We start from the raw sequence: 26,261 nt of genomic DNA on the forward strand, positions 1-26,261 counted from the left end.
CGGCCTACAGCGGAATGTTGCCGTGCTTCTTCGGCGGCCGCGTCTCGCGCTTCGACAGCAGGGTGCGCAGCGCGAGCGACACGGCGGCACGGGTGCGCCGCGGCTCGATGACGTCGTGGACGAACAGGCGGCCGGCCGACTGGTAGGGCGAGGCGAACTCGTGCCGGTAGGCGGCGGCCAGCTCGGCGGCGCGGGCGGCGCGGTCGTCGGCCTGGTCCAGCTCGGCGCGGTGCAGGATGTTGACCGCCCCCTCCGCTCCCATCACCGCGATCTCCGCCGTCGGCCAGGCGAGCACGAGGTCGGCCCCCATGTCGCGCGAGCACATGGCGAGGAAGGCGCCGCCATAGGCCTTGCGCATGATGACGGTGATCTTCGGCACGGTCGCCGCGCCGTAGGCGAACAGCATCTTGGCGCCGTGGCGGATGATGCCGTGCCGTTCCTGGAACACGCCGGGCAGGAAGCCGGGGACGTCCACCAGCGTCAGCAGCGGGATGCTGAAGGCGTTGCAGAAGCGGATGAAGCGCGCCGCCTTGTCGGCCGCGTCGATGTCCAGCGCGCCGGCCTTCACCATCGGCTGGTTGGCGACGATGCCCAGCACGATGCCGTCGACCCGGCGAAGCCGACGACGATGTTGCCGGCGAACATCGCCTGCACCTCCAGGAACCGGCCGCCGTCGACCAGCCGGCCGATCACCTGGCGCACGTCGAAGGCCTGGTTGCCGGCGTCCGGCAGCAGCGCCTCCAGCCCCAGGTCGTCCTCCAGCGTGATGTCGGTGTCCAGCCGGTGCGGCGGGTCCTGCATGTTGTTGGACGGCAGGAAGGACAGCAGCTCGCGCACCAGGGCGGAGGCGTGGCCGTCGTCCTCCGCCACGAAATGGATGTTGCCGGAGACCGACGCGTGCGCCTCGGCGCTGCCGATCTCGTCCATGGTGGTGGACTGCCCGGTCGCCGCCTTGATCACCTGCGGCCCGCAGATGAACATGCTGGCGTTCTGCCGGGTCATGATCAGGAAGTCCATCAGCGCCGGGCTGTAGGCCGCGCCGCCGGCGCAGGTGCCGCAGATCACCGCCACCTGCGGCACGACACCCGACAGCAGGACGTTGCGGTTGAAGACCTGCCCATAGCCGGACAGGCTCTCCACCCCCTCCTGGATGCGGGCGCCGCCGGAGTCGTTGAAGCCCACCAGCGGCATGCCGCCGCGCGCCGCATGATCCATCACGTCGCAGATCTTCTGCGCGTGCATCCGGCCGAGCGAGCCGCCGGACACCATGAAGTCCTGGCTGAAGGCGGCCACCGGCCGCCCGTCCACGAACCCGGTGCCGGCCACCACGCCGTCGCAGGGCAGTTCCTTCCCCTCCATGCCGAAATGGCGGGTGGCGTGCTGCACATGCATGCCGAACTCCTGGAAGGTGCCGGCCGCGAACAGCAGGTCCAGCCTCTCCCGGGCGGTCAGCAGGCCCTTGGCGTGCCGCTGCGCGACCTTGTCCTCGCCGCCCGACGCATGGGCCTTGCGGCGGCGTTCCTCCAGGTCCCTCAGCAAGTCCTGTCTGATCGCCATGACCATCTACTCCAGTTCAGGGCGGCCCCGCCGGGCGTGGGTGGAGGGGGCCGCCGCCTATTCCCCGCTTCTGGCCGGATCGGCAGCCAGCGCCGCATCGGTCTTTGCCTGCGTGCCGGGCACGTCGGACTGCGGCTTGCGCCACATCCGCCGCACCAGCGGCAGCATCAGGGTCAGTCCCGCGACGACCAGAAGGCAGACCGTGATCGGCCGGGTATAGAGGAAATCATAGCTCCCTCCGGACAAGGAGAGGGCGCGACGAAAGTTCGCTTCCGCCATCGGTCCCATGATCAGGGCAAGGACCACGGGCGAGGCCGGGAAGTCCCATTTCTGCATGAAGTAACCGATCACGCCGGCAGCGAGCATGATCCCCACGTCGAACAGGCTGTTGTTCAACGCATAGGTGCCGACGATGCACAGCGCCAGGATCACCGGCGTCAGCACCGATTTCGGCATCTGCAGGATGCGGCCCATGACGCGCAGCGACGCGAAGCCCAGCACCAGCATCAGCACGTAGCAGACCAGCATGCCGGCGAACAGCGTGAAGACCAGGTCGGCATGCTCGCGGAACAGCAGCGGTCCGGGCTGCAGCCCCTGCAGCGTCAGCGCCCCCAGCATCACCGCCGTCACCGCGTCGCCGGGGATGCCGAGGGTCAGCATGGTCAGCAGCGCGCCGCCGGTGCAGCCGTTGGCTCCCGACTCGCAGGCCGCCACCGCGGCCAGCTCTCCCTTGCCGAAATTCTCCGGCGTCCGGCTGAAGCGCTTGGCCTCGTTGTAGGCGACGAAGGCGGCGATGTCGGCGCCGGCCCCGGGGATGATGCCGATGATGATTCCCAGCGCCGAGGACCGGCCGACCGTCGGCAGCAGCCGGCGGTATGTCGTCCAGGGTGGCACGACGCGGCCCAGCGCCGCCGCCAGGCTGTTGCGCACCGCCGGATCCTCCATCGACTTGAAGGCCTCGGCTGCGGCGAACAGCCCGATCATCACCGGGATGAAGGGGACGTTGAACAGCTCGGTGTAGCCGCCGGTGAAGCGCGGGAAGCCACCCATCGGGTCCAGACCGACGGTCGCGATCAGCAGGCCGAGGAAGCCGGTGATCAACCCCTTCACCACCGATTTTCCGGAGATGCTGGCGATGATGCTGAGGCCGAAGACGGCCAGCGCGAAGCTCTCCGACGCGCTGAATTCCAGCGCGAAGCTCGCCAGCAGCGGTGCCAGGAAGATCAGCACGAAGACGCTGATCGTCCCGCCGAGGAAGGAGGAGCAGGTGGCCGTGCCCAGCGCGATGCCCGCCTGTCCCTTGCGGGTCAGCTCATAGCCGTCGATGGCGGTCGCCGCCGCCGCGGGCGTTCCGGGGATCTTGAGCAGGATGGCGGTGATCGAGCCGCCGTAGACGCCGCCGAAGAAGACGCCGCAGATCATCAGCAGCCCCGAAAGCGGGTCGAGCCCGAAAGTGAAGGGCAGCAGGATCGCCACGCCCATGGTCGCGGTCAGGCCGGGCAGGGCACCGATGACGATGCCCACGATCACGCCCACCACGGACAGCAGCAGGGCGAAGGGCTGCCCCAGCAGGGTCCGGAAACCCTGCATCAGCATGTCGAGTTCGTACATGTCATCTCTCCCGTGAGAGAAGGAGCGCGGCTATTCGAAGAGGCTGCCCACGGGCAACGGCACCTGAAGGCCGGTCGAGAAGGTGACGTAGATGATGGCGGTCACCGCCACCGCGATGATCGGGTTCAGCACCAGTCCGCGCTGCCCCATCAGCCACATGATGGTCGACAGATAGAGCACGGTGGCGATGGCGAAGCCGATGTAGCCGATCGCCACCAGGCACAGGACCGACGCGCCGATGCCGAGCGCGACGTTGATGCGCCCGGCCATCCTCGCAGCCGGATCACCGGCGGCCAGGGAGTCGACGACCTGCTTGCGCAGCGTGTGTAGGATCAGGATGCCCGACAGCACGATCAGCGCGACCGAGTAGATGATCGGGAAGCGCGCCGGCCCGACGTCGGTCGCCAGCGAGGTGGCGGGGAAGTCGCCCGTCGCGACGATCGCCGCGATGGCGATGGCGATCACGACGGCGGCGATGATCAGGTTGGCGAGACGGTCGGTCCGGCTGAAGCCGGAACCGGCGTCCTGTCCGCCCGGTGCTTGGCTCATGATGCGGTCTCCCGAAGGGGGCGCTCCCTGCGGCGGTCGCCCGCCGCGGGAGGCAGCCCGGCCGGTGCGGCGCGGCTTACTTCGCCATGCCCAGCTTGGTCATCAGGTCCTTGAAGAAGGCGTTGTCCTTCTGCATCTGCGCGCCGAACTCCGGACCGTCGGCATAGGCGTGGGTCAGGTTCATCTTGGCGAGCGAGTCGCGGAAGGACTGCTCCTCCGCCGTGGCCTTGGCGGCGGTGCGCAGCGTGTCGACGACGGCCTGCGGCGTCTTCTTCGGCACGACGATGCCGCGCCAGGTGCTGACCGACAGGTCGACGCCCTTTTCCTTCAGCGTCGGCACGTCGGGGAAGGCGGCGGACCGCTTGTCGCCCATCACGGCCAGGATGCGCAGCTTGCCGGCGTTGACGTGGTTGACCACCTCGGCCGGGCTGACCGTCACCGCCTCGATGTGGTTGCCCAGCAGCGCGGTGACGGCCGGGTTGGCGCCGTCATAGGGGATGTGGTTGAACTGCGTGCCGGTCTTCTCCTCCAGCGCCTCGGCCGCCAGATGCCAGATGGCGCCGGTGCCGGAGTTGCCGATGCGCAGCTTGCCGGGGTTCGCCTTGGCATAGGTGATGAAGTCGTCGTAGCTCTTCCACGGCGAGTCGATGTTGACGGTGATGGCGCTCGGCTCCGCGTTCAGGCGGGCGATGGGGGTGAAGTCGTCCACCGAGAAGCGCGCCACGCCCATGTGCGGCAGCATGGTGATCTCGACGGTGCCGACGCCGATCTTGTAGCCGTCCGGGCGGGCGGCCATGATCTCGCTGAAGCCGACGGCGCCGGCGCCGCCGGTCTTGTTCACCACGCCGATCGGCTGCGGCAGGTGCTTCTTCGCGGCATCGGCGAAGGCGCGGGCGACCAGATCGGTGCCGCCGCCGGCGGCATAGGGCACGACCAGCTCGATCGGCTTGGTCGGATAGTCGGCGGCGAGCGCGCCGGCCGTCATCATGCCCACCGAGACGACGGTCGCGGCGACGGCACCGGTAACGGACAGACAGGTCTTCATGGTGGCTCCCATTCTTGCAGCAGCCCTTGTCAGGGGGCTCGTTGGTAACGGCAGTGGTTGATGCCCCGCCTTGTCACGCGGGGTGCCGGCTTCTCCAGGCGGTGACGAAACGCCGGGCCCGGTCGGCGACCTGGTCCGGGCGCAGTCCGGGGGTGTAGAGGGCGGACCCCAGCCCGAACCCGGCGACGCCGGCCTCCAGGAAGGGATCCATGGTGTCGGGCGTGATGCCGCCGACCGGCATCAGCCGGGTGCCGCGCGGCAGCACGGCGCGCATCGCCTTGATGACCGGCGGGCCGATCAACTCGGCGGGGAACAGCTTCAGCGCGTCGGCGCCGGCCTTCAGCGCGGCGAAGGCCTCCGTCGGTGTGGCGACGCCGGGCAGGCAGATCATGCCGTTGCGCTTGGCGGCGCGGATCACCTCGGTGTCGGCATGGGGCATGACGACGAGGTCGGCGCCCATGGCGCCCAGCCGGTCGGCCTTCTCCACCTCCGTCACGGTGCCGGCGCCGACCAGCGCGTCCGGCGGCAGCAGGCGGCGCACCGCCTCGATGCTGTCGAAGGGGTCGGGCGAGTTCAGCGGCACCTCGATCAGCCGGAACCCGGCGTCGTAGAGGGCCTGGGCGACGGCCTCCGACTCCCCGGGTTTCAGCCCGCGCAGGATGGCGACCAGCGGCAGGTCGGCCAGGGCGGCGTCGAACCGGGCGGCGCGGTCGTGTTCAGCCATTGGGGGTCTCCTTGGCCGGGGGAATCAGCCCGGCGGCGATCGCGAACTGGAAAAGGCCGCGCGGGGCGGTGTTGCCGATCTCGGCGGCCGGCTTCAGGCCCAGGATCTCCATCGCCCGGCCATAGCGGCGGCACAGCGCGCCCTCGCCGATCAGCAGCAGCGGGATGTCGCCGTCCAGCGCCTCCTGCATGCGGGCGGTGCCGGAGACCAGCTCGTGGCCGATCAGCAGGCCGGAGAGATAGTCCTTCAGCAGCTCGGGCGGCAGGCGGCGGGTCAGGCCCAGCGTGCGGGTGGCGAAGATCTGGTGGCTCAGGTCGCCGGGGCGGCTCTCCCGCGCCGCCTGGACGCCGCGGGCGAAGGCCAGGTCGGCCGCCGCGGCGTCGGCGGCGGCGCCCTCCGGCATCAGCCGGCCGAGGATGGAGTGCGTCGTCAGCACGGCGAACAGCTCGCCGGTCATGTAGGTGGCGAAGCTCTCGATCCGGCCGTCGCGGATGGCGACCCATTTCGAATGGGTGCCGGGCATCGCCATGCAGGAGCGCGCCGCCCAGGCGGGATGGTCCGCCAGGGCGCCGGCGATCTGGATCTCCTCGCCGCGGATCACGTCGGGCACACCGTCCGCGGTCCCCGGCGGCGGGTCGTAGAGCACGCCCGGCGCCACCAGGATCCGCACGCCGAGCGCGCTGTCCACCGTCACCGCCTGCTCCGCCAGCCGCTGCGCGTCGGCCGGGCAGGAGGCGTAGGGGGCTTCCCTCCACCCCTGGGCGCTGCCGACCATGCCGCCGGCCACCACCGGCAGGCTGTCCTGCCGGCCGGCGAGCCAGTCGCCGCACAGCGCTGCGAAGGCCTGCTCGAATCCGGCCACGCCGGGGGCTGGCAGGTTCTGGATGCCGTGGGCGCTGGCGCGCTGGTCGACCACCGTGCCGCGGCCGTCCATCAGGAAGGCCCGCAGGCTGGAGGTGCCCCAATCCAGCGCCAGGAGCGCCGGCCGGGCGGTTACCGTTTCCATCCCAACTCCTCCGAGATCGCGTAGGCGGCGGCGCGGACGATCGGCCCGAGCTCCGCCATCCGTTCGTTGGACATGTACTGGCTGGCGCTCGCCACGCTGATGGCGGCCACCACCTTGCCGGAGATGTCGCGGACCGGCGCGCCGACGCAGCGGACGCCGACCTCGTTCTCCTCAAGGTCGAAAACCCAGTCGCGGCGCAAATAGTCCGCCATCTGCTTCTCGTATTTCGTCCAGGGCACGGGCGGCGGCCGGTCGGACCCGGCGATCGTCGCCTCCGTCGCGTCCTTGTAGAGGGCCTGCCAGCGCGACGGCGGCACGCCGAGCATCAGCGCCTTGCCGACCCCGGTGGAGGCCAGCGGCATCCGCTGCCCGACGCGCGAGCGCATCTCCAGCCCCCGCGTCCCGGAGATCTTGTCCAGGTAGAAGACCTCCGCCCCATCGATCGTGCCGAGATGCACGGTGTCGCCGGTGCGCTGCGCCAGGCCTTCCAGATGCGGGCGGGCCAGGGCCACCAGCGGGCGCTGTTCCAGCGCCTTCATGCCGAGCTGGATCAGCTTCGGCCCCAGCAGGTAGCCCTTGTAGGGGACGTGATGCAGATAGCCTTCGGCCACCAGGCTGTTCAGCATGCGGTGCGCCGTGCTGCGCGGCGTGTTGAGGCGCGCCGCGATTCCCTTCGCGTCGCTGACCCCGCCGCCACGCAGTCCAGCAGGGCGAGGCCGCGCAGCAGCGTCTGCGTGCCGGCCGCCTGCCGCTTCTCCGCGGTCGCGTCGCCGGTGGCCCCGGCCGGGTCCGGATCATCCTGTCCAGCGGGTCTGGTCATCGCGCTGCTCCCCCACAGCCGCCTGTCGCGGCCCTCTCGGCGGGACCGTTCAGGCATACCCTGGTATCAAATATGAAAATCTGCAACGAAATAATGAGACAGTTCGACGCGGGCGACAGAATCCGGAAAACCGCGGCTTTCCTTGACCACCTGCCCGTCCGGCCCTAGCATTCACCAATTAATGCATCAGCGTCTCAAATAGTGAGACTACCATAGCGGGATAAACCGGCCGGAGTCGGCACGCGGAAGCGGCCCGGCGGCCGGTCCGCGACAACCGCAGGAAAGGGAAAGTCATGGTCCCCACAGTCGAGGATCTGAAAGGACGGCGCGTCCTGGTGACCGGCTCCACCCAGGGAATCGGGCTTGCCGCGGTCGAGGCCTTCGTCCGCGCCGGCGCCCGCGTCGGGATGAACGGCCGCAAGGCGCCGGCCGACCTGGAGGCCACGCTGGCCCGTCTGAACGGCCTCGGCGGCGGCTCCGGCGGCGAGGTGGCCTTCTTCCCCGCCGACGTCTCGTCCAGCGAGGCGTGCGCCGGCCTGGTGTCGGCCTTCGTCGGGCGGTTCGGCGGCATCGACGTGCTGGTGAACAATGCCGGCGGCCTGGTCGGGCGCAAGCCGCTGGAGGAGATCGACGACGGCTTCTTCGACGCCGTCGCCGACCTCAACGCGCGGTCGGCCCTGATGGTCACCAAATACGCCCTGCCGCATCTGAGGGAGTCGGTGCGGCAGAGCGGCGCCAGCGCCTCGGTCATCCTGGTGGGGTCGGTCGCCGGCCATACCGGCGGCGGTCCCGGCGCCGGCCTCTACGGCGCCGCCAAGGCGTGGCTGCACAACATCCAGAAGAACTGGGTGGCCTTCCACACCAAGGACGGCATCCGCTTCAACACCGTCTCGCCGGGCACCTTCGACACCGCCTTCCATGCCGACAAGGATGCCGGGGCCAAGGCCCGCATCGCCGCCGGCATTCCCATGGGCCGGCTCGGCCGGGCCGAGGAATGCGCGCCGGCCTTCCTGTTCTTCGCGTCCAACGCCTGCAGCGGCTATGTCACCGGCCAGATCCTGGAGGTGAACGGCGGCCAGTACATGCCCTGACCCAGGCCGTGACCGGAGCCCGCGTCGGGCCGGCATCCGGCCGGTCCGACGCGGCCCCTCCTGTCCCGCCGCCCTCACTCGCCCTCGAAGGAGACCACCTGCATCTCCTGGCCGGCCAGCAGCGTCTTGGCGAAGCCGCCGCAGGCGGGGCAGGGGGCCATCCGGCTCAGCGGCGCGAACTCCGCCCCGCAATCGGTGCAGCGGGCCCGCAGGGCGATCTGCTCCACCACCAGCTCGGCCCCCGCCGCGACGGTTCCTTCGGTGGTGATGGGAAAGCAGAACAGCAGTGCTTCCGGGTCGATGGCCGAGGCCTTGCCGATGGCGACCGTCACCCGCGTCACCCGGCCGATCCCCTCCCGCGCCGCGCAGTCGGCGACCAGGCCGGTGATGCTCTCACACAGCGACAGCTCATGCATCGGGCGCTCCAGCCGGCAGGCGCCGGCGCGTCGCACGGCGTTGATGTAGATCATACCACCATATGCGCGATAGTGATATGACAGTTGGTGCCGGCTTCCGCGCCGCCCTTTTTGCAGATGCGAACATCTTAGCAGATGCAAAATATACGGCGCCGATACGGTAAGTCAAATGACCGCTCGACCAACAATCGATCCTAGTTCCATAGTATAATAACCGTGGTGCCCCAGGTTCTTGACAGGGGATAAGCCCCCAAAGATAATGCGGTTATCTTGTTTCGCAGCGCTATGACGGATAAAATTAACAAGAAAAGCCCGATATGTCAAGGCAAGCATAGCGCTTTTTAAAGTAGAAGGCTTCAAAAGTCTGCCGCGCTGCAGAATTTAAAACCTTTTCAAATTTGCCGCTTTCACACCAGGTCCGTCTTCCGTCCGTCACCATCTCGTTCGTCAGGTCACCGACCGATCGTCAACCTCTGAACGCATAGCCGCCGACCGCAAGCGGACCGCCTCGACGGCGGGACCGCTGCACAAGCGCCCCCAGGAGGGCATCACCATGGGCATGATGCTGATCATACACCCGGACAAATGCACCGGGTGCCGCAACTGCGAGCTCGCCTGCTCGATGGAGCATGAGGGCTTCTTCCGTCCGAAATCGTCCCGCGTCCACGTCTACACCTGGGAACGGGAAGGCTTTTCCGTCCCCATGATGTGCCAGCAGTGCAAGGACGCCGCCTGCACCACCGTCTGCATGCCGAAGGCCATGCACCGCGACCCGGCGACCGGGCAGGTGATGCTGGATGCGGCGAAATGCATCGGCTGCAAGATGTGCGTCCAGGCCTGCCCGTTCGGCTGCGCCTCGTGGGACATGCAGTCCGAGCAAATCCTCAAATGCGACACCTGCGACGGTGATCCGTCCTGTGCTGCGATCTGCCCGACCCAGGCGCTGGAATGGGTCGAAGACACGATTTCCGCTCAGGTACGCAAGCGGACCTTCGCCGCGAAGCTCAAGAACGCTTTTTCGGAGGTCTGAATCATGCACGGCTGGGTAGGAAAAATCCTGCGGGTCAACCTGACCGCCGGAACGGTCAAGACCGAACCGCTCGATCCGGCGCTTGCGCGCAGCTTCATCGGCGCGCGCGGCCTCGGCACCAAAATCATGTATGACGAAGTGGATCCGACGGTCGATCCGCTGTCGCCCGACAACAAGCTGATCTTCGCCTCCGGCCCGCTGACCGGCACCTTCGCGCCGTCCGCCGGACGCTACGACGTCGTCACCAAGGGTCCGCTGACCGGCACCATCGCCGCGTCGAACTCGGGCGGCGCCTGGGGGCCGGAGCTGAAATACGCCGGCTACGACCTGCTGATCCTCGAAGGCCGCGCCGCCAAGCCGGTCTATCTCTGGATCCAGGACGCCAAGGTCGAGATCCGCGACGCCGCCCATCTCTGGGGCAAGGACGTCCCCGAGACGACCGAGGCGCTGAACGCCGAGACGGAGGCCGACGCCAAGATCGCCTGCATCGGCCCGGCGGGCGAGAACCTGTCCTTCATCGCCGCCATCATGAACGACATGCAGCGCGCCGCCGGCCGGACCGGCGTCGGCGCCGTCATGGGCTCGAAGAACCTGAAGGCGGTGGTGGTCCGCGGCACCGGTGCGGTCACCGTGGCCGACAAGCAGGCCTTCCTCGACTGCGTCGCCAAGGCCAGCAAGATGATCAAGGATCATCCGGTCGGCGGCACGGGCCTGCGCCTCTACGGCACCAACGTGCTGGTCAACATCCTGAACTCGATCGGCGGGCTTCCCACCGCCAACTTCCAGGACGGCCATTTCGAGACCGCCGACAAGGTGGGCGGCGAGACGCTGGCCGCCAACCAGCTCCAGCGGCCGAAGGGCTGCTTCTCCTGCATCATCTCCTGCGGCCGCGCCACCAAGGTCAAGAACCCCAAGTACAAGGGCGAGGGCGAGGGGCCGGAGTACGAGACCGCCTGGGGCTTCGGCCCGGACTGCCGGATCGACGATCTGGATGCGGTGATCAAGGCCAACTACTACTGCAACGAGTACGGCCTCGACACCATCTCCATGGGCGGCACCGTGGCCTGCGCGATGGAGCTGTTCAACCGCGGCATCATCACGATGAAGGACACCGAGGGCCTGGCGCTCGACTTCGGCAATGCCGAGGCGATGGTCGAGGCGGTGCGCCTGACCGGGCTCGGCCAGGGCTTCGGCAAGAAGCTGGCGCTCGGCTCCTACCGGCTCGCCAGCCTCTACGGCCATCCCGAGCTGTCGATGACCGTCAAGAAGCAGGAGATGCCCGCCTATGATCCGCGGGCGGTGCAGGGCATCGGGCTGAACTACGCGACCAACAACCGCGGCGGCTGCCATGTCCGCGGCTACACCATCAGCCCCGAGGTGCTGGGCGTTCCGGTGAAGGTCGACAAGGACGCCATCGACGGCAAGCCGGAGCTGGTGGCCCTGTTCCAGAACCTGACGGCGGCGCTCGACTCCACCGGCTCCTGCCTGTTCGCCACCTTCGGCATCGGCGCTCCCGAATTCGCCGAGATGATGACGGCGCTGACCGGCTTCCCCTACACCGGCGACAGCTTCATCGAAGCCGGCGAGCGGGTGTGGAACCTGGAGCGGCTGTGGAACCTGAAGGCCGGGCTGACGGCCAAGGACGACACGCTGCCGCCGCGCCTGATGAACGAGCCGATCCAGACCGGCCCGTCGAAGGGGGCGGTCAGCCGGGTGCCGGAGATGCTGCCCGTCTACTACAGCGTCCGCGGCTGGGATGCCGAAGGCGTCCCGACCAAGGAAAAGCTGGCCGCGCTGGAACTGGCCTGACGACCCTCCGCCGATGCCGCGACGTCCGCGTCGCGGCATCGGCCTTCTCGTCGGTGCAGCCGGGCGCGGGTCGCGAAAGACCGGGGCCGTAAGGACCCTTCCGCCATGAAGATCTCCTACTTCGCGCTGCTGCGCACCGCCACCAGAAAACATGACGAGGACTGGACCCGGCCGGCGCCGACCCTCCGGGTGCTGATGCGCGACCTCGCCGCCGAATACGGACCGGAATTCGCCCGCTGGGTCATGAAGGATGGGGAGCTCTCGGGCCTCGCCATCATTCTGGTCGACGGACGGGACGTGCGCGGTCTCCAGGGGCTCGACACGCCTCTGACCCCCGAATCCAACGTCTTCATCTTTCCCCCGCTCGCCGGGGGCTGAGAAAGAGACCAGCCATGCCTTCGATCACCCTCCCCATCCTGATCCTGCTGGGCGGCTTTCTCCTCCAACTGCTGTGCGGCCGTCTGCTGACGCCGGCGGGCAAGGGCGTGCTGGCGACCGTCGCGGTGGCCGCGGCCTTCGTCGCCTCGCTGATGCTGGTGCCGGCCGTCATGCGCGGCGAGGTGATGCAGGCCGACCTGCTGTCCGCCTGGGACGGCGGCCTGTCCATCGCGCTCAGCGTCGACGGGCTCAGCGTCCTGTTCATGGTCATGGGCACCGGCATCGGTGCCGCGATCCTGCTCTTCTCCGTCCGCTACATGGAGGACGAGGCGCAGGGCACGACGCGCTTCTACGCCATCATGCTGGTGTTCATCGCCGGCCTGCTGGTCCTGGCCAGTGCGGCCGACATGCTCGGCGCCTACATGGCGTGGGAGGTGATCGGGCTGTGCTCCTACAGCCTGGTCGGCTTCTGGTACAAGGAGAAGGTGGCGACCGACGGCGCCCGCAAGGTGCTGGTCATCACCCACCTCGCCGGCTACGGCTTCCTGATCGGCATGGTGCTGGTCTATTCCCGCGCCGGCAGCTTCGTCTGGACCGATCCGGCCGTGGCGAAGGCCTTCACCTCCGGCGTCGCCGCGCTCTTCATCGTCTCGGCGATGGCCAAGTCGGTGATGTTCCCGCTGCACACCTGGATCCCCGAGGCGATGAACGCCCCGACCCCGGTGTCGGCGCTGCTGCATTCCGCCTGCTACGTCAAGGCCGGCGTCTATCTCATCGCCCGCATGTACGTGGTGGGCGACGGCGCCTGGCACGCGGCGATGGAGGTCCCGCTGCTGGCGGTCGGCTGCGTCACCATCCTGGTCGGCGTCATCTTCGCCATGGCGCAGACCGACCTGAAGCGGCTGCTCGCCTTCCACACGGTCAGCCAGCTCGGCTACATCGTCGTCGGGCTGGCGCTCGGCTCCGACCTCGGGCTGGCGGCCGGGCTCTTCTATTGCCTCAGCCACGCGCTGTTCAAGGGCACGCTCTTCATGTGCGCCGGCGCCATCCAGCATGCCTGCGGGACGCGCGACCTGCGCAATCTCGGCGGACTTGCCGCCGCGATGCCCGGCACGGCGAAGATCTGGATCGTCGCCGCCGCCTCGATCGCCGGCGTGCCGCTGACCAACGGCTTCGTCGCGAAGTGGCTGCTCTTCAGCGCGGCGCTGGACAAGGGGCTGCTGGCGGTGGTGCTGATCGGCTGGATCGGCAGCATCCTGACCGCCTTCTCCTTCCTGAAGGCGACCGTCAACGCCTTCTACGGCGCGCCGTCGCAGGCCATGCTCGGCCGGCACATCCATGACGCCTCGCCCAGCATGCTGGTCGGCATGGGTTCCATGGCCGCGCTGTGCCTCGTCTTCGGGCTGGCGCCGCAGCTCCTGATGGTGCCGATCGTCGCGCCGGCGGTGCATTCGCTCGGCTTCGACTGGCAGGTGCAGATGACCTGGCTCGGCATCCTGACCGACCGCGGCACCATCGCGGTGACGGTGGGCGGTGCGGTGGTGCTGGTCTCGACCCTGCTCGGGCTGGCGGTCTACCGTCTCGCCCATGCCCCGGCGGCCGGCCTCGTCTCCGTCTATTCAGGCGGCGAGCCGCTGCCGGCGGGCGACCGTCCGGGCGCCGTCGACTTCGCCGGGATGGCGGAGCACGCCTTCCACCCCGTCTATTCGCTCGACCCCGATCCCGTCTACCTGTCGATCTGGCGCGGCCTCACCGCGGCTGCCGGACGGCTTCAGGGCCTTGCGCGCCTCACGCTGGAAAAGCACCCGCCCATCGCCGTCGGCCTCGCCGCCGCGGTGGTGCTGGTCGGCGTCTTCCTGGCCTGAGCCCGCCCGCAAGTTCCTGTTGGAGGCCTCTCATGGATACGGTGCTGATACCGCTCTTCGCCGGGATCGCCTTGGGGATCGGGCTCTATGCCCGGGCCATCCCGCAGGGCGGCCGCTCCTGGTGGCAGTTCGCCGTCGGGACGATCGTCCTGGCCCTGCTCGCCCGTCTGGCCGGCCACGGCTGGCCGGCGACCCTGCTCTCCTGCGCGGCGGAGCTGTTCGCCGTCGGCATGGTGTGGAGCACGGGGACGCCGCTGGCCCGCGCCGCCGCGCGCAAATACCTCTCCGCCGTCTTCCTCGGCACCCTCGCCACCTCGGCGGCGCTGGTGATGACCGATTTCGGCACGATCCGCCCGGCCGCACCCTTCGACCGGCTGTCGGTGGCGCTGCTGATGCTCGGCTTCGCGCTGAAGCTGGGGCTGGTGCCCGTCTATTTCTGGCTGCCGGCGGTGGCCCGCGCCTCGTCCGCGATGACGACGGCGCTGATCATCGCGGTGGTCGACGTCGGCGGCTTCTGCGAGCTGCTGGCCCTGCGCGGCACGGCGCCCTGGATGTTCGACCAGTTCGCCACGCTGTGGACCGTGCTGGCCGTCCTGTCGCTGCTGGGGGCCGCCCTGCTCGCCCTGGCGCAGACGGAGCTGAAGCCCATGCTGGCCTTCTCCTCCATCGACGACATGGGCTACCTGCTGCTCGGCCTCGCGGCCGGCGGGGCGGACGGCTTCTCCGGGGCCTGGTACGGCATCCTCGGCCATGCGCTGGGCAAGGTCGTGCTGTTCGGCGCGGTCGGGGCGGCGGAATGGCATCTCGGCCGGCCGGTGACGCTCGACACCCGCGGCCTGTCCACTCCGCTGCCGGTCGCCAGCGCCGCCTTCATGCTGGGAGCGCTGGGCTTCATCGGCATCCCGCCGACCCTGGGCTTCGTCGGCCACTGGCGGCTCTACCTCGCCGGGGCGGAGCTCGGCGGGCCGGTACTGCTGACCGCGCTCTACGCCGCCTCGGCCATGGCCCTGCTCTGCTACGTCCGCGCCATCCACCGCACCTGGCTCGGCCCCACCAACGTCGCCGCCGACGCCGGAACCGGGGCGGCCGGGCGCCCGCTGCCCTCGCTGGCCGCGGCGGTGCTGCTGGCCTTCGCCGTCGCTCCGGTGCTGTTCGGCCTCATGCCCAACCTGCTGCGTCCGACGGCCGAAGCGCCGGCGCATGTGGCGGCCCTTCCCATCGGGGGTGTGAAATGAGCATCCTTTCGCGCGTCGTCGCCATCGCGCGGCGCAAGTCCCCCTGGATCTGCCGCCTGAACGCCGGATCCTGCAACGGCTGCGACATCGAGATCACGCCGCTGCTCAGCCCGCGCTACGACGCGGAGCAGTTGGGCATCGAGCTGCACGGCACGCCCAAGCACGCCGACATCGTGCTGATCTCCGGCACGCTGACCCACCGCTCGCGCAAGGCGATCCTCGATATCTACGACCAGGTGCCGAGCCCGAAGGCGGTGGTGGCGCTCGGTTCCTGCCCGGCCAGCGGCAACGTCTTCGCCGGCAGTCCGACCGTGCTCAACGAATCGCTCGACACCATCGTCCCGGTCGATGTCTGGGTTCCCGGCTGCCCGCCGCGGCCCCAGGCCATCCTCGACGGCATCGCCCGCGCGGCGAAGCTGCTGGAGGAGGGGGCGACCCGCAGCCAGCTCGCCAGGAGCCTGCAGGGCCAGCAGGCCCAGCCGCAGCCGCAGCCGGCGCAACCGGACCTGACCCAACCCGAACTGGCCCGCTGCGAGCAGGGGAGGCCGTGATGAGCGAGCTGTGGAAATATCTGCTGGCCTTCGGCGTCTGGCCCGGCCTGCTCTGCGCCGCTCCGCTCGGCTGGCTCGAACTGTGGTTCATGCGCAAGCTGGTGGCCCGGCTGCAGGGCCGCCAGGGGCCGCCCTTCTTCCAGCCCTTCTTCGACTTCATGAAGCTGCTGGGCAAGGAGACGGTGATCCCCCGCGGCGTCGGCCGCGGCATCTTCCTGGCGCTGCCCATCGTCTCGCTGGCGGCGGTCACCGCGGCGCTGGCCATCGTGCCGATGCCGGGCAACCCCATCCCGTCGCTGCCCGGCGACGTCGTGCTGCTGCTCTACCTGATGGAGGTGCCGATCCTGTGCGAGGTGCTGGCCGGCTATGTCAGCCGCTCCATCTACGGGCAGGTCGCCGCCATGCGCGAGGCGCTGCTGTCGCTGGCCTACAACCTGCCGTTCCTCGTCGCCATCATCGCGATGGCCCAGCATGTCGGCAGCTTCCAGATGCAGGCGCTGCAGGGCGCGCCGTTCAGCGTCGTGCATGTCGTCGCCGGCCTGACCTTCCTGCTCGCCCTGCCGGCGCGGATGAAGCTCAATCCCTTCTCCATCGCCAATGCCGAGCATGAGATCATCGCCGACTCCCACATCGAATACAGCGGCCCGCCGCTCGCCCTGTTCAAGCTGTCCCACGCCATCGAGGTGGTGCTGCTGACGGAGCTGTTCGCGGTGGTCTTCGTTCCGGCGACGCCCTGGCCGCTGGTCAGCGCCGTGCTCTACCTCGCGGTCGGCATCGCCGTGCTTGGTCTCGTCACGCTGCTGGCGACCTCCACCGCCCGGCTGCGGCTGACGCAGGCCTTCCGCTTCTACTGGCTGTGGGGCGGTCTCGCCTCGGTCGCGACCATGGCGGCGACGCTGGTCTGGTAAGGGGGATCACACCATGGCTATGCTGAAGACCGTCCTCGCCAACCTGCTGCAGCCGTCGCGGACGCGCGCGCCGGCCGACATGCCGCCGGTGCCGCAGACCTACCGCGGCGCGCTGGTGCACGATGCCGGCCGCTGCACCGCCTGCGGCACCTGCGCCTTCGTCTGCGCGCCCAAGGCGATCAGCTTCACCCAGGTGCCGGGCATCTCCGTCTCCTGGCACTTCTTCATCGGCCAGTGCTCCTTCTGCGGCCTGTGCGAGCAGAACTGTCCGACCCACGCCATCAGCCTGGAGACCGCGGTGCCCGGCGTCATGAACAACGCTGCCGGCGACGGGCTGCGGCTGGAGAGCATCATCGCGCTGAAGCCCTGCACCCGCTGCGGCGCCGCCCATGTCCCGCTGCCGGAATCGGCGATGGGCAGCCAGTGGTCGGAGGAGGAGAAGGGCTATTGCCCGGAGTGCCGCCGCTGGGCCGCCAGCGCCAAGCTGCGCAGCGCCTTCATCCCGGCGGAGACCGCGACGCCCGCCGCATCACCCGCTCTGGAGGGCGCCGGCCATGACTGACCACGACACCCGCCCCGTGCCGCCCGCCCGGATCGATCCGTCCGTGCTGATGGAGCACATCCGCGCCATTCCCGGCGTCGTCTCCGTCGCGGCGCGCAACGGGTCGCTGTGGGCGGAGGGACCGTTCCTCGACGTCGAGGCGATGGCCGGCGCGATGGACGCGCTGGGCATCCGGCTCGGCACCGTCACCGCCATCCCGCTGTCGGAGGACGGCGAGACGACGGTGATCTACCACTACATCGACGAGTACGAGGTCATCAACTTCAAGACCGCCACGCGCAACGGCGTGCTGGCCTCGCTGGCCGCCTCCGTCCGCCCCGCCTCCTGGGCGGAGCGCGAGATCAAGGACCTCTTCGCGGTGGATTTCCCCGGCCACCCCAACCTCGTCCCCCTGCTGCGGCCGGAGGGGTTCGAGCCGGGAATGCTGCGGGCGGCGATGTGCGCGCCCGCCGCCATGACCCGATCCCCCGTTTCGCCGCTGGCCCGCAAGTAGGAGCCCCGACCATGCCATACACCTTTCCGCTCGGCCCCTACCATCCGGCGCTCGAGGAGCCCTTCAAGGTCAAGGTCCAGTGCCAGGGCGAGGTCATCGACAGCGCCGTCGTCGAGGTCGGCTTCAGCTTCCGCGGGATCGAGCTGGTGGCGCAGAAGCGCAACTGGGTCGAGGTCATCACCCTGATCGAGCGGGTCTGCGGCATCTGCTCCAACACCCATGCCATGACCTTCTGCATGGCGGCGGAGACCATCGCCGGGATCGAGCTGCCGCGCCGCGCCGCCTACATCCGCACCATCATCGCCGAGCTGGAGCGCCTGCACTCCCACCTGCTGTGGGCCGGCATCGGGGCGGAGGACATCGGCTTCCACTCCCTCTTCATGGAGGTCTTCACCCTCCGCGAGAAGGTGATGGACACGCTGGAGGCGATCAGCGGCAACCGCGTCAACTACGGCATGAACTGCATCGGCGGCGTCCACCGCGACATCCCCGATCCGACCGTCTACCTGCCGGTGCTGGACGAGCTGACCCGCGTGCTGAACGAGGTGGTCATCCCCACCTTCACGCAGAACCCCACCGCCATCGCCCGCACCCGCGGCGTCGGTCCGCTGACGAGGGAACAGGCGCTGGAATGGGCGGTGGTCGGCCCGGTGGCGCGCGCCTCCGGCCTCGACATCGACGTGCGCAAGGACCAGCCCTACCTCGCCTATGGCGAGCTGGGCTTCAAGAGCTTCGTGCAGGAGGAGGGCGACGTCTTCGCCCGCGTCGTCGTCCGCGCGCTGGAGATGCTGGAGAGCGTGCGGCTGATCCGCGAGGCGCTGCTGTCGCTGCCCGCCGGCCCGCTGAAGGCGGTGTCCGGCCTGCCGACGATTCCCGTGGGCGAGGCGACGATCCGCACCGAGGCGCCGCGCGGCGAGGCCTTCTACTATGTCGCGTCGGAGGGCGGCAACACGCCGGCCCGCGTGAAGATCCGCACCCCCTCCTTCGTCAACATCCCGGCGATCGAGCCGATGGTGATCGGCCAGCCGCTTGCCGACCTGTCGATCATCCAGGCCTCGGTCGACCCCTGCATCTCCTGTACCGACAGGTGACGGCAGGGCCGGGAGGCTCCGGCGTCCGACCTCGCGGTGGCCGCGGCGGCCGTCAGGCCGCCTGCTCGACCGCCGGCCGCCCCGCGGTCAGGCGGGCGAACAGCGCGGCGTAGGCCGTTTCCTCCGCCGGGGAGAGATCGAATCGCAGGTGGGCCCGCGGGCCGGTCCAGGCCAGCACGGTGAAGGGCAGGGCCGGTCCGCCGGCCGCCAGCGCCAGCCGGCCGCGGGCCAGGCCGCCGGCCAGCGCGTCGGGCACCTGCAGGTTGGCGCCCGCCCGCGACAGGTCGATGATCCGCGCCGGCACGCTCCGTCCGTCCGCCTCCAGGCTGGCGGCCAGATCGACCGCGAAGCGCGGCGCGCGGCGCCGGTCCACGTCCCTGGTCGCCGTGCGGACCACGCGCACCAGCGTGCCGCGCAGGCAGTCCACGCCGCCAGCGACCTGCGAGGCGGCGGCGCGCACCGCCTCGGCATGCTGCCCGGTGGCGCCGGCCTGCAGCGAGACCTCGGCGATGCGGCGCGACACCTCCTGCACCGCGGCGCTGGTCTCCTGGACGTTGCGGGCGATCTCCTGGGTGGCGGAGGATTGCTGCTCCATCGCGGCGGCGATGGCGCCGGACACCTGGTCGATCTCCGCCATCGAGCGGCCGATGCTCTCCACCGCCTCCACGGTGCCGCCGGTGACCGACTGGATCGCGGCGATGCGGCGGGCGATCTCGCCGGTGGCGCCTGCGGTCTGGGTGGCGAGGCTCTTGACCTCGTTCGCCACGACGGCGAAGCCCTTGCCGGCCTCGCCGGCGCGGGCCGCCTCGATGGTGGCGTTCAGCGCCAGCAGGTTGGTCTGGGCGGCGATGGTCTGGATCAGGTCGGCCACCTCGCCGATCTGCCCGACCGCGGTGGTCAGCGAGCGGATGGTGTCCTGGGCCTGGAGCCCCTGGGCCGTGGCCTGCCGCGTCACGCCGGAGGCCTGGGCGATCTGCGTCGAGATCCCGCGGATGGAGGCGCTGAGCTGTTCGGTGGCGGCGGCCACGGTCTGGGCGTTGCCCAGCGCCTGCTCCGCGGCGGCGGCGACGCTCTGCGCGTCGGCGCTCATCCGCGTCGCGGCGGCGGCCATCGCCTCGGCGCTGTGGTCCATCGCGCCGGTCTGGCGGGCCACCTGATCGACCGCGGAGCGGGTCTCCGTCTCGACCGTCTCCGCCATGCCCTGCAGGGCGGCCAGCTTGGCGGCGTCCGCCCGCTCGCGCTCCTGCTCCTGCTCCGACCGCAGGCGCTGGTTCTCCAGCCCGTTCTCGCGGAAGACGCCCACCGCGCGGGCCATGGCGCCCAGCTCGTCCCGCCGTCCGGCCCCGTCGACCGGCGTGGCATAGTCGCCCCCCGCCATCGCGGTCATCCGGCCGGTCAGCAGGCGGACCGGCACGATGATCGACCGCGCGATCAGGAAGCCGCCGCCCGACAGGACCACCAGCAGGCCGAGCACCGCGGCGATCTGGATGCGGTTCATGGTCTCCTGGGTCGCCAGCGTCGCCTCCTGGCGCCGGTCGGCGGCGACGGAGGAGCGGTCCTCCGCCTGCCGCACCTCGGCGATCAGCGTGTCGAACCGCCGCTCGGCCTCGGTCCGGGCGTTGTTCAGGGCCTCGGCGCCGTTGGCGAAGGCGTCGACCGCGCCGACATACTCCTCCAGCAGGCGGGCGATCTCCTGCTTCATGTCGTCCAGCAGCGGCGCCGCCCTCAGCAGCTCCAGGAACTCCGTCCGGCGCTGGGCGATCAGGCCCATGTAGCGGGCGCGGTCGCCGCGCAGCATGAAGTCCTTCTCCGCCCGCCGCATCTGGAGCATGTTCAGCATCAACTGGTTGACCGCCTCCAGCCGGGTGCCGATCGACCCGGCCCGGACCTCCTCCAGCCGCTTCTCGATGCCGTGGACCGCCTGGCGCAGCCGCTTCTGCAGCCCGTGGTTCTCGGTGACGCCCAGCGCCTCCACCCGGTCGCGGACCACCGGTATCCGGTCGAGATAGCCCGCCGCGGCACGGCTCAGCGCGTCGCCCTCCGGGCCGCCGGACGACGCGGCGAAGGCGGCGACCTCCTGCGATATGCGCTGCTGCAGGACGTCGATCGCCCGGGCGCTGTCGGCGTCGCGCGCCAGCACATAGCGGTCCACCGCCTGCCGGTGACCGAGAAGGTCGGTCTCGATCCGCTGGGCGAGGCGGGCGTCGGCGATGCCGCGCTGCGCCTGCGTCAACTGCTCGGCCGAGTGCCGGTGGGCCCACTGGCTGGTCGCCAGAAGCCCCAGCAGCCCGATGGCGACCAGCGCCTGCAACATGGTCAGCCGTCCCGTGATCGACAGCATCAGCCTGAACATCGCGACTTTCCCCCACTCCGGTGGCGCCGGCCTTCGAAAAGCCGGCTGCTTCTTTTGACTTGCAGATTCTCTACTGTTTAGATACTAAATGTCCGACTGTTCCGGCCTGCGCAAACATTACAGAAATATGACAGTAATGTTACGGCTTCCGGTGATGGTAACTCCGGGCGTTGTGGTGGTCTTGAGCCTCGGGTCTGCTTCCCCGTATGGCCCGCTCCTCTCCGCAGGGCGGATGAGTTCATCAATATCTACCAGTTTTTGCATAAAATGAAGATCTTCAACCGGCCATAACGCGGTCCGGCGCGTCCGGGGCGGGCCGCCCCGCCTATGTCCTTCGCCCCTCCCCCCGCCCGGAGGCCGAAGCCCCACTAAACTCATGGGACAATTGACCGGCGCGCCCGGAGGGGGTAAGGGGCCTGCATCGGGTCGTGACGCGGAGTGTCGTCGTGGGGAATGATCTGCCCGCCGCAAATCCTGCGGAGCCGATCTCGGTGGAGCGGCGGTTCCAGCTGCTGGTCGACAGCGTGAAGGACTACGCGATCTACCTGCTCGACCCCAACGGGATCGTCAGCAGTTGGAACACCGGCGCGCAGCGATTCAAGGGCTACACGGCGGACGAGATCATCGGCCGGTCCTTCGGCGTCTTCTATACCGAGGAGGACCGCCGCGCCGGCCTGCCGCAGCGGGTGCTCGCCACCGCGCTCGCCGAAGGCAAGTTCGAGGCCGAGGGCTGGCGCGTCCGCAAGGACGGCAGCCGCTTCTGGGCCAGCGTCCTGCTGGAGCCCATCCGCGACGAGCAGGGGCGGCTGCTCGGCTTCGCCAAGGTGACGCGCGACGTCACCGAACGCCGGCAGGCGCAGAAGGCGCTGGAGGAGGCGCGCGAGGCCCTGTTCCAGTCGCAGAAGATGGAGGCGGTCGGCCAGCTCACCGGCGGGGTGGCGCACGACTTCAACAACCTGCTGCAGGCCATCATCGGCAGCCTGGAGATGATCGAGCGGCGGCTGGAGGAGGGGCGGACCGACGTGCAGCCCTTCATCGCCGCCACCCGCACCGCCGCCGACCGGGCGGCGGCCCTGACGCAGCGGCTGCTCGCCTTCTCGCGGCGCCAGCCGCTCGCGCCGCGGCGCGTCGACCTCAACTCGCTGGTCACCGGCATGCGCGACCTGATCCGCCAGTCGGTCGGCGCCGCCGTCCAGGTCGAACTGCGGCTCGCCCGCGACCTCTGGACCACCTGGGCCGACCCCAACCAGGTGGAGAACGCGCTGTTGAACCTGGCGATCAATGCCCGCGACGCCATGCCCGACGGCGGCCGGCTGATCGTCAGGACCACCAACGGCAAACTCGACGAGGAGGCGGTCGCCCATGAGCCGGGGCTGGTCGCCGGCGACTATGTCGTGCTGTCGGTGGCCGACACCGGGGTCGGCATGACGCCGGAGGTGGCGGACCGCGCCTTCGAGCCCTTCTTCACCACCAAGCCGGTGGGGCAGGGGACCGGGCTGGGGCTCAGCCAGCTCTACGGCTTCGCCCGCCAGTCGGGCGGCGACGTGCGGATCGACAGCGCGCCCGGCCGGGGCACCACCGTCACGCTCTACCTGCCGCGCTGCGTCGGCGCGGCCGATCCGGTGCCGGTCCCGCAGAAGCCGGTTGTGCCGGAACCGCAGGCAGGCCGGGGGACGATCCTGGTGGTGGAGGACGAGGCGCTCGTCCGCATGCTGCTGGTCGAGGCGCTGGAGGAGCAGGGCTACACCGTCCTGCAGGCGGAGGACGGCAGCGCCGCCGCCACGGTGCTCGCCGGTTCGCGGCGCGTCGACCTGCTGGCGACCGACGTCGGGCTGCCGGGCATCAACGGCCGCCAGCTCGCCCAGATGGCCCGCTCCCTGCGGCCGGAGCTGAAGGTCCTGTTCCTCACCGGCTACGCCTACGGCGCGTCGCTCGACAAGGAGCCGCTCGGTCCCGGCACCCAGCTCCTGTCGAAGCCGGTGGCGATCGACGTCTTCCTCGCCAAGGTGCGGACGATGCTGACGCCGGCGGGGGGCGGCCTTCCCCTGGCCGCCCCCCTGTCCGGGGCTCCGGACGACCCGCCGCCCGTCTTCTGAGCGGCCGGCCCCCGGGAAATCCGCCTCACATCAGCGCGTTCGGCAGGAACAGCACCAGCCCCGGCCACAGCGTCAGCAGGGCGACCAGCGCCAGCACCGTGCCGACGAAGGGCAGGGACTCGACGATGTACTCCTCGACCGGGCAGTCCAGCAGGCTGCACACCGTGTACATCGCCACCCCCACCGGCGGCGTCATCGAGCCGAGCGTGACGATGGTCATCATCAGGATGCCGAAATGCACGGGATCGACGCCCAGCGGCGCGACGATCGGCAGGAAGATCGGCGTCAGCAGCAGGACCAGCACCGTGCTCTCGACGAACAGACCGGCCAGGAACAGGAAGATCAGGATCAGCGCCACCACCAGCACCGGCTCGCGCGTCAGGTCGGCCAGGGCCGCCGCGATGCTCTGGGGCGCCTGCTCGAACACGATGGCATAGCCGACCATGCCGGAGAACAGGATGATCAGCATGATCAGCCCGGTGTCGGTCACCGCCTCGGTCAGCGCCTCCAGCACGCTGCCCAGCGTCAGCTCGCGGTGGAGGAAGAAGCCGACCAGCGCCGCGTAGACCACGGCGAAGGCGCCGACCTCCGACGGGGTGAACAGCCCGCCGCGGATCGCCACCAGCAGCGCCACGGGGAACAGCAGCGCCCATTTGGCGTCGACCACCGCCGCCCACACCGCCTTCGCCGTCGGCCGCTCGACCGATCCGGCGCGGTAGCCGCGGCGCCGCGCGATGAACCAGGTCGTCAGCATCAGGCCGGTCATCATCAGCAGGCCCGGAATGACGCCGGCCAGGAACAGCCGGCCGATCGACACGTTGCCGACGAAGCCGTAGAGGATCAGCCCCAGGCTCGGCGGGATCGTCGCGGTGATCAGCGAGCCGACCGCGATGACCGAGCAGGTGAAGCCGCGGGAATAGCCGGCGCGGATCAGCCCCGGCCCCAGGATGCGCGCCTCCATGGCGGCGTCCGCCACCGCGGAGCCCGACACGCCGCCCATCAGGGTCGACAGCACGATGCACACCTGCGCCAGCCCGCCGGCCATCCACGACACCAGCACGTTGGAGCAGGCGATCAGCCGGTGGGTGATGCCCGTGCGGTTCATCATGTGCCCGGCCAGCACGAAGAAGGGCACCGCCAGCAGCGGGAAGCTCTGCGAGGCGGAGGCCACCTGCTGCACCCCGATCGACATCGGGATGAACTCCCCGGTGGCGAAGAAGGTGAAGCCGGCGATGCCGATGGCGAAGGCGATGGGAACGCCGAGCGCCATCAGCGCGAAGAATGCGACGGCAAGCAGGGTCATGGCACGGCCTCCTCGGCCCGCGGGGCGACGAAGATCGGCTGCGGCGTGCGGCGCAGCCGGCCGATGGCCGCCTTCAACTGGCCGACCAGCGTGATCGCCAGCAGCAGGCAGCCCACCGGGACGGCGGCGGTGACGAAGCCGTAGCTGATGCCGCTGTCGCCGAACTGCCGCTCCAGGTTCATCATGGTGAGCTGGTAGCCCAGCACCGCCATGGTCAGCAGGAAGGCCAGCACGACCAGCGCCAGCACGATGTCCAGCAGGGCGCGCGGGCGCGGCGGCAGCCGCTTCACCAGATAGTCGATGCCGATATGGGCGTGCTTGCGCAGCGCCATGTCGGCGCCGAGGAAGCTGACCCAGGCGAACAGGAGCTGCGCCACGTCCACCGACCAGACCAGCGGGTGGCCGAACCACCGCGCGATGCCGGCGGCGAAGACCAGCAGGACGACGACGGCCAGCAGCAGCATCGCCAGCGCCGCCTCAGCCTTGACGTAAAGGGTTTTCATCGCGAAGGGTGCTCCGCTTCCGAAACGGGGGAGGTGCCGCGCGCCTACCGGCGGACCAGCGCCTCCACCTCCTTGTGCAGGTCGGCGTAGCCCAGCTTCTCGTAGACCGGGGCGGTCGCCTGGCGGAAGGGCGTCACGTCGATCTCGACGATCTGCATGCCCTTGGCCTTCATCTGGTTCTCGAACTCGACCAGCGAGGCCTCGGTCCCGCGCGACGCGCTGTCGCCGGCCTTCAGGGCCTCCTCGCGCAGGATCTGGCGGTACTCGGCCGGCAGCTTGTCGAACCAGGCGGCGCTGGTGACGATGCCGGTGATCAGGTTGATGTGGCCGGTCTTGGTCAGGTACTTGGTGACCTCGTAGAGCCGGGCGCCATAGCTGGCGGGATCCTGCGCTTCCGCCCCGTCGATCACCTGCTGCTGCAGGGCGGTGTAGACCTCCGACCAGGGCAGCGGCGTCGGGGTGGCGCCCATGGCGCGGATCGTCTCCATCCACACCGGCGCGCCGGGGGTGCGCATCCGCACGCCGGCCAGGTCGGCGGGCTGCTTCACCGGCTTGTTGGTCAGCAGGTGCCGTTCGCCCTGCCACCAGTTGAAGGACAGGACCTGGTGGCCGGACGCCTTGCGCAGCTTCTCCGACCAGCCCTCGAACAGCGGCGAGGTCACCACCTTGCGGATGCCGTCGTAGCCCTCGGCGACGTAGGGCGCGCCCAGCACGCCGAACTCCTTGACGAACACGGCCAGCCGGCCGCCGTCGACCACCACGGCGACGGGGGCGCCGGCACGGGCCTGCTCCAGCAGGTCCTCGTCCTTGCCGAGCTGCGAGGCCGGGAACAGCCGGACCGCGACCTTGCCGGCGGTGCGCTTCTCGACAGCCGCCTTGAACTCCTCCAGCCCCTTGTAGAGCGGGTCCTGCTGGACGAGCGCGGTATTGATGCTCAGGGTGTAGTCGGCGGCCTGCACGGCCCCCGCGACACAGGACAGCAGCGCGCCGAACAGCGCGGTGCGCACGGCCTTCGCCATGATGGTCTTCACGTCCTTCCTCCCACTCGTGTTGATCGGCCGATGAAGCCGTCCGGCTTTGTCCCGTTCCGTCGTCCCCTGGACCGTCCTGTCCTGATCCGCCGCTCCCGGCCGGTCCCCGCGGCTCCGGCTGGCGGAGACTCTGCGGGTGCCGGCAACCGGCAGCCGGGACGACCAGCCGCCCGAGGCTTGATCGCTGACTGGTATGGTAGTATGCTTGTTTCGGGTTGGCAATAGCGTTTCGCG

The 26,261-nt window shown here is 69.8% G+C and carries 22 protein-coding genes and 2 pseudogenes; 12 read left to right on the forward strand and 12 right to left on the reverse strand.

Features of this window, described 5'->3' with window-relative positions:
• Positions 1-4: 4 nt before the first annotated feature.
• The 7 genes and pseudogenes from DEW08_RS25370 to DEW08_RS25400 form a co-directional block, all read right to left on the reverse strand.
• Positions 5-1,557 (reverse strand): annotated as a pseudogene (locus tag DEW08_RS25370) (acyl-CoA carboxylase subunit beta).
• Between the two features lie 57 nt (positions 1,558-1,614).
• Positions 1,615-3,168 (reverse strand): tripartite tricarboxylate transporter permease, encoded by a 1,554-nt coding sequence (locus DEW08_RS25375; protein WP_109332571.1) that lies wholly within the window; start codon positions 3,166-3,168, stop codon positions 1,615-1,617.
• Between the two features lie 30 nt (positions 3,169-3,198).
• Complete coding sequence (locus tag DEW08_RS25380) at positions 3,199-3,717, reverse strand: tripartite tricarboxylate transporter TctB family protein (protein WP_109332572.1); 519 nt, start codon at positions 3,715-3,717, stop codon at positions 3,199-3,201.
• A gap of 76 nt (positions 3,718-3,793) precedes the next feature.
• Complete coding sequence (locus DEW08_RS25385; protein WP_109332573.1) at positions 3,794-4,762, reverse strand: Bug family tripartite tricarboxylate transporter substrate binding protein; 969 nt, start codon at positions 4,760-4,762, stop codon at positions 3,794-3,796.
• Between the two features lie 73 nt (positions 4,763-4,835).
• Positions 4,836-5,486, reverse strand: a complete 651-nt coding sequence (locus DEW08_RS25390) for a 2-dehydro-3-deoxy-6-phosphogalactonate aldolase (RefSeq protein ID WP_109332574.1) — start codon at positions 5,484-5,486, stop codon at positions 4,836-4,838.
• A complete protein-coding gene (locus DEW08_RS25395; protein ID WP_109332575.1) occupies positions 5,479-6,492 on the reverse strand; it encodes a 2-dehydro-3-deoxygalactonokinase in 1,014 nt (337 codons plus the stop codon). The genes DEW08_RS25390 and DEW08_RS25395 overlap by 8 nt, the downstream gene beginning before the upstream one ends.
• Positions 6,480-7,312 (reverse strand): annotated as a pseudogene (locus DEW08_RS25400) (IclR family transcriptional regulator). Before DEW08_RS25400 ends, DEW08_RS25395 begins: the two are co-directional and overlap by 13 nt.
• Positions 7,313-7,605: 293 nt before the next feature.
• On the opposite strand from DEW08_RS25400, the gene DEW08_RS25405 reads away from it, so the two are divergent.
• A complete protein-coding gene (locus tag DEW08_RS25405; protein WP_109332576.1) occupies positions 7,606-8,403 on the forward strand; it encodes an SDR family NAD(P)-dependent oxidoreductase in 798 nt (265 codons plus the stop codon).
• A 74-nt stretch (positions 8,404-8,477) separates the two neighbouring features.
• On the opposite strand, the gene hypA is transcribed toward DEW08_RS25405, so the two are convergent.
• On the reverse strand, positions 8,478-8,873 hold the full coding sequence (gene hypA, locus DEW08_RS25410; protein ID WP_245986989.1) for a hydrogenase maturation nickel metallochaperone HypA: 396 nt from the start codon (positions 8,871-8,873) through the stop codon (positions 8,478-8,480).
• Positions 8,874-9,372: 499 nt separating this feature from the next.
• On the opposite strand from hypA, the gene DEW08_RS25415 reads away from it, so the two are divergent.
• The 10 genes from DEW08_RS25415 (at position 9,373) to DEW08_RS25460 (ending at position 18,741) form a co-directional block, all read left to right on the forward strand.
• Positions 9,373-9,849 (forward strand): 4Fe-4S dicluster domain-containing protein, encoded by a 477-nt coding sequence (locus DEW08_RS25415; protein WP_109332577.1) that lies wholly within the window; start codon positions 9,373-9,375, stop codon positions 9,847-9,849.
• Between the two features lie 3 nt (positions 9,850-9,852).
• Positions 9,853-11,658: an aldehyde ferredoxin oxidoreductase family protein gene (locus DEW08_RS25420; RefSeq protein ID WP_109332584.1), complete on the forward strand. Its 1,806-nt coding sequence runs from the start codon at positions 9,853-9,855 to the stop codon at positions 11,656-11,658.
• Positions 11,659-11,763: 105 nt separating this feature from the next.
• The gene (locus tag DEW08_RS25425; RefSeq protein WP_109332587.1) at positions 11,764-12,036 is read left to right on the forward strand and encodes a MoaD/ThiS family protein; all 273 of its coding nucleotides are present in this window, start codon (positions 11,764-11,766) and stop codon (positions 12,034-12,036) included.
• A gap of 14 nt (positions 12,037-12,050) precedes the next feature.
• Positions 12,051-13,901 carry an NADH-quinone oxidoreductase subunit 5 family protein gene (locus DEW08_RS25430; protein WP_109332590.1) on the forward strand — a complete coding sequence of 617 codons (1,851 nt, stop codon included), beginning with the start codon at positions 12,051-12,053 and terminating at the stop codon, positions 13,899-13,901.
• A 32-nt stretch (positions 13,902-13,933) separates the two neighbouring features.
• On the forward strand, positions 13,934-15,136 hold the full coding sequence (locus DEW08_RS25435) for a proton-conducting transporter transmembrane domain-containing protein (protein ID WP_109332593.1): 1,203 nt from the start codon (positions 13,934-13,936) through the stop codon (positions 15,134-15,136).
• A complete protein-coding gene (locus DEW08_RS25440; protein ID WP_245986990.1) occupies positions 15,133-15,687 on the forward strand; it encodes an NADH-quinone oxidoreductase subunit B family protein in 555 nt (184 codons plus the stop codon). Before DEW08_RS25435 ends, DEW08_RS25440 begins: the two co-directional genes overlap by 4 nt.
• Entirely contained in the window at positions 15,687-16,595 is a 909-nt protein-coding gene (locus DEW08_RS25445; protein WP_109332594.1) for a respiratory chain complex I subunit 1 family protein, read from the forward strand. Before DEW08_RS25440 ends, DEW08_RS25445 begins: the two co-directional genes overlap by 1 nt.
• 13 nt (positions 16,596-16,608) lie before the next feature.
• Positions 16,609-17,157, forward strand: a complete 549-nt coding sequence (locus tag DEW08_RS25450; RefSeq protein WP_109332596.1) for a 4Fe-4S binding protein — start codon at positions 16,609-16,611, stop codon at positions 17,155-17,157.
• Positions 17,150-17,650 carry an NADH-quinone oxidoreductase subunit C gene (locus DEW08_RS25455; RefSeq protein WP_181449486.1) on the forward strand — a complete coding sequence of 167 codons (501 nt, stop codon included), beginning with the start codon at positions 17,150-17,152 and terminating at the stop codon, positions 17,648-17,650. Before DEW08_RS25450 ends, DEW08_RS25455 begins: the two co-directional genes overlap by 8 nt.
• Before the next feature lie 11 nt (positions 17,651-17,661).
• The gene (locus DEW08_RS25460; protein WP_109332597.1) at positions 17,662-18,741 is read left to right on the forward strand and encodes a hydrogenase large subunit; all 1,080 of its coding nucleotides are present in this window, start codon (positions 17,662-17,664) and stop codon (positions 18,739-18,741) included.
• A gap of 52 nt (positions 18,742-18,793) precedes the next feature.
• Here DEW08_RS25460 and DEW08_RS25465 read toward each other — a convergent pair whose 3' ends face one another.
• Positions 18,794-21,094, reverse strand: a complete 2,301-nt coding sequence (locus DEW08_RS25465) for a methyl-accepting chemotaxis protein (RefSeq protein ID WP_109332607.1) — start codon at positions 21,092-21,094, stop codon at positions 18,794-18,796.
• Between the two features lie 446 nt (positions 21,095-21,540).
• Between DEW08_RS25465 and DEW08_RS25470 the strand changes: the two genes are divergently transcribed.
• Positions 21,541-23,190, forward strand: a complete 1,650-nt coding sequence (locus tag DEW08_RS25470) for a PAS domain-containing sensor histidine kinase (protein ID WP_109332608.1) — start codon at positions 21,541-21,543, stop codon at positions 23,188-23,190.
• 25 nt (positions 23,191-23,215) lie between these two features.
• Here DEW08_RS25470 and DEW08_RS25475 read toward each other — a convergent pair whose 3' ends face one another.
• Genes DEW08_RS25475 through DEW08_RS25485 form a run of 3 tightly spaced genes read right to left on the reverse strand, consistent with a single transcriptional unit; the run spans position 23,216 to position 26,015 of the window.
• Positions 23,216-24,493: a TRAP transporter large permease gene (locus DEW08_RS25475; RefSeq protein ID WP_109332609.1), complete on the reverse strand. Its 1,278-nt coding sequence runs from the start codon at positions 24,491-24,493 to the stop codon at positions 23,216-23,218.
• A complete protein-coding gene (locus DEW08_RS25480) occupies positions 24,490-24,996 on the reverse strand; it encodes a TRAP transporter small permease (RefSeq protein WP_109332610.1) in 507 nt (168 codons plus the stop codon). Before DEW08_RS25480 ends, DEW08_RS25475 begins: the two co-directional genes overlap by 4 nt.
• Positions 24,997-25,040: 44 nt before the next feature.
• Entirely contained in the window at positions 25,041-26,015 is a 975-nt protein-coding gene (locus DEW08_RS25485) for a C4-dicarboxylate TRAP transporter substrate-binding protein (protein ID WP_109333431.1), read from the reverse strand.
• Positions 26,016-26,261: the final 246 nt, after the last annotated feature.

It is taken from the genome of Azospirillum thermophilum, from assembly GCF_003130795.1.
GTDB classification, from domain to species: domain Bacteria; phylum Pseudomonadota; class Alphaproteobacteria; order Azospirillales; family Azospirillaceae; genus Azospirillum; species Azospirillum thermophilum.

Excerpts from the sequence above, each read along its gene's own strand:
- DEW08_RS25385 (WP_109332573.1), bottom strand. The coding sequence starts at position 4,762 with ATGAAGACCTGTCTGTCCGTTACCGGTGCCGTCGCCGCGACCGTCGTC.
- DEW08_RS25450 (WP_109332596.1), top strand. The coding sequence starts at position 16,609 with ATGGCTATGCTGAAGACCGTCCTCGCCAACCTGCTGCAGCCGTCGCGG.
- DEW08_RS25395 (WP_109332575.1), bottom strand. The coding sequence starts at position 6,492 with ATGGAAACGGTAACCGCCCGGCCGGCGCTCCTGGCGCTGGATTGGGGC.
- DEW08_RS25390 (WP_109332574.1), bottom strand. The coding sequence starts at position 5,486 with ATGGCTGAACACGACCGCGCCGCCCGGTTCGACGCCGCCCTGGCCGAC.
- DEW08_RS25405 (WP_109332576.1), top strand. The coding sequence starts at position 7,606 with ATGGTCCCCACAGTCGAGGATCTGAAAGGACGGCGCGTCCTGGTGACC.
- DEW08_RS25460 (WP_109332597.1), top strand. The coding sequence starts at position 17,662 with ATGCCATACACCTTTCCGCTCGGCCCCTACCATCCGGCGCTCGAGGAG.
- DEW08_RS25485 (WP_109333431.1), bottom strand. The coding sequence starts at position 26,015 with ATGGCGAAGGCCGTGCGCACCGCGCTGTTCGGCGCGCTGCTGTCCTGT.
- DEW08_RS25480 (WP_109332610.1), bottom strand. The coding sequence starts at position 24,996 with ATGAAAACCCTTTACGTCAAGGCTGAGGCGGCGCTGGCGATGCTGCTG.
- DEW08_RS25380 (WP_109332572.1), bottom strand. The coding sequence starts at position 3,717 with ATGAGCCAAGCACCGGGCGGACAGGACGCCGGTTCCGGCTTCAGCCGG.
- DEW08_RS25430 (WP_109332590.1), top strand. The coding sequence starts at position 12,051 with ATGCCTTCGATCACCCTCCCCATCCTGATCCTGCTGGGCGGCTTTCTC.
- DEW08_RS25445 (WP_109332594.1), top strand. The coding sequence starts at position 15,687 with ATGAGCGAGCTGTGGAAATATCTGCTGGCCTTCGGCGTCTGGCCCGGC.
- DEW08_RS25440 (WP_245986990.1), top strand. The coding sequence starts at position 15,133 with ATGAGCATCCTTTCGCGCGTCGTCGCCATCGCGCGGCGCAAGTCCCCC.
- DEW08_RS25465 (WP_109332607.1), bottom strand. The coding sequence starts at position 21,094 with ATGTTCAGGCTGATGCTGTCGATCACGGGACGGCTGACCATGTTGCAG.
- DEW08_RS25375 (WP_109332571.1), bottom strand. The coding sequence starts at position 3,168 with ATGTACGAACTCGACATGCTGATGCAGGGTTTCCGGACCCTGCTGGGG.
- DEW08_RS25425 (WP_109332587.1), top strand. The coding sequence starts at position 11,764 with ATGAAGATCTCCTACTTCGCGCTGCTGCGCACCGCCACCAGAAAACAT.
- DEW08_RS25420 (WP_109332584.1), top strand. The coding sequence starts at position 9,853 with ATGCACGGCTGGGTAGGAAAAATCCTGCGGGTCAACCTGACCGCCGGA.
- DEW08_RS25415 (WP_109332577.1), top strand. The coding sequence starts at position 9,373 with ATGGGCATGATGCTGATCATACACCCGGACAAATGCACCGGGTGCCGC.
- DEW08_RS25455 (WP_181449486.1), top strand. The coding sequence starts at position 17,150 with ATGACTGACCACGACACCCGCCCCGTGCCGCCCGCCCGGATCGATCCG.
- DEW08_RS25435 (WP_109332593.1), top strand. The coding sequence starts at position 13,934 with ATGGATACGGTGCTGATACCGCTCTTCGCCGGGATCGCCTTGGGGATC.
- DEW08_RS25475 (WP_109332609.1), bottom strand. The coding sequence starts at position 24,493 with ATGACCCTGCTTGCCGTCGCATTCTTCGCGCTGATGGCGCTCGGCGTT.
- hypA (WP_245986989.1), bottom strand. The coding sequence starts at position 8,873 with ATGATCTACATCAACGCCGTGCGACGCGCCGGCGCCTGCCGGCTGGAG.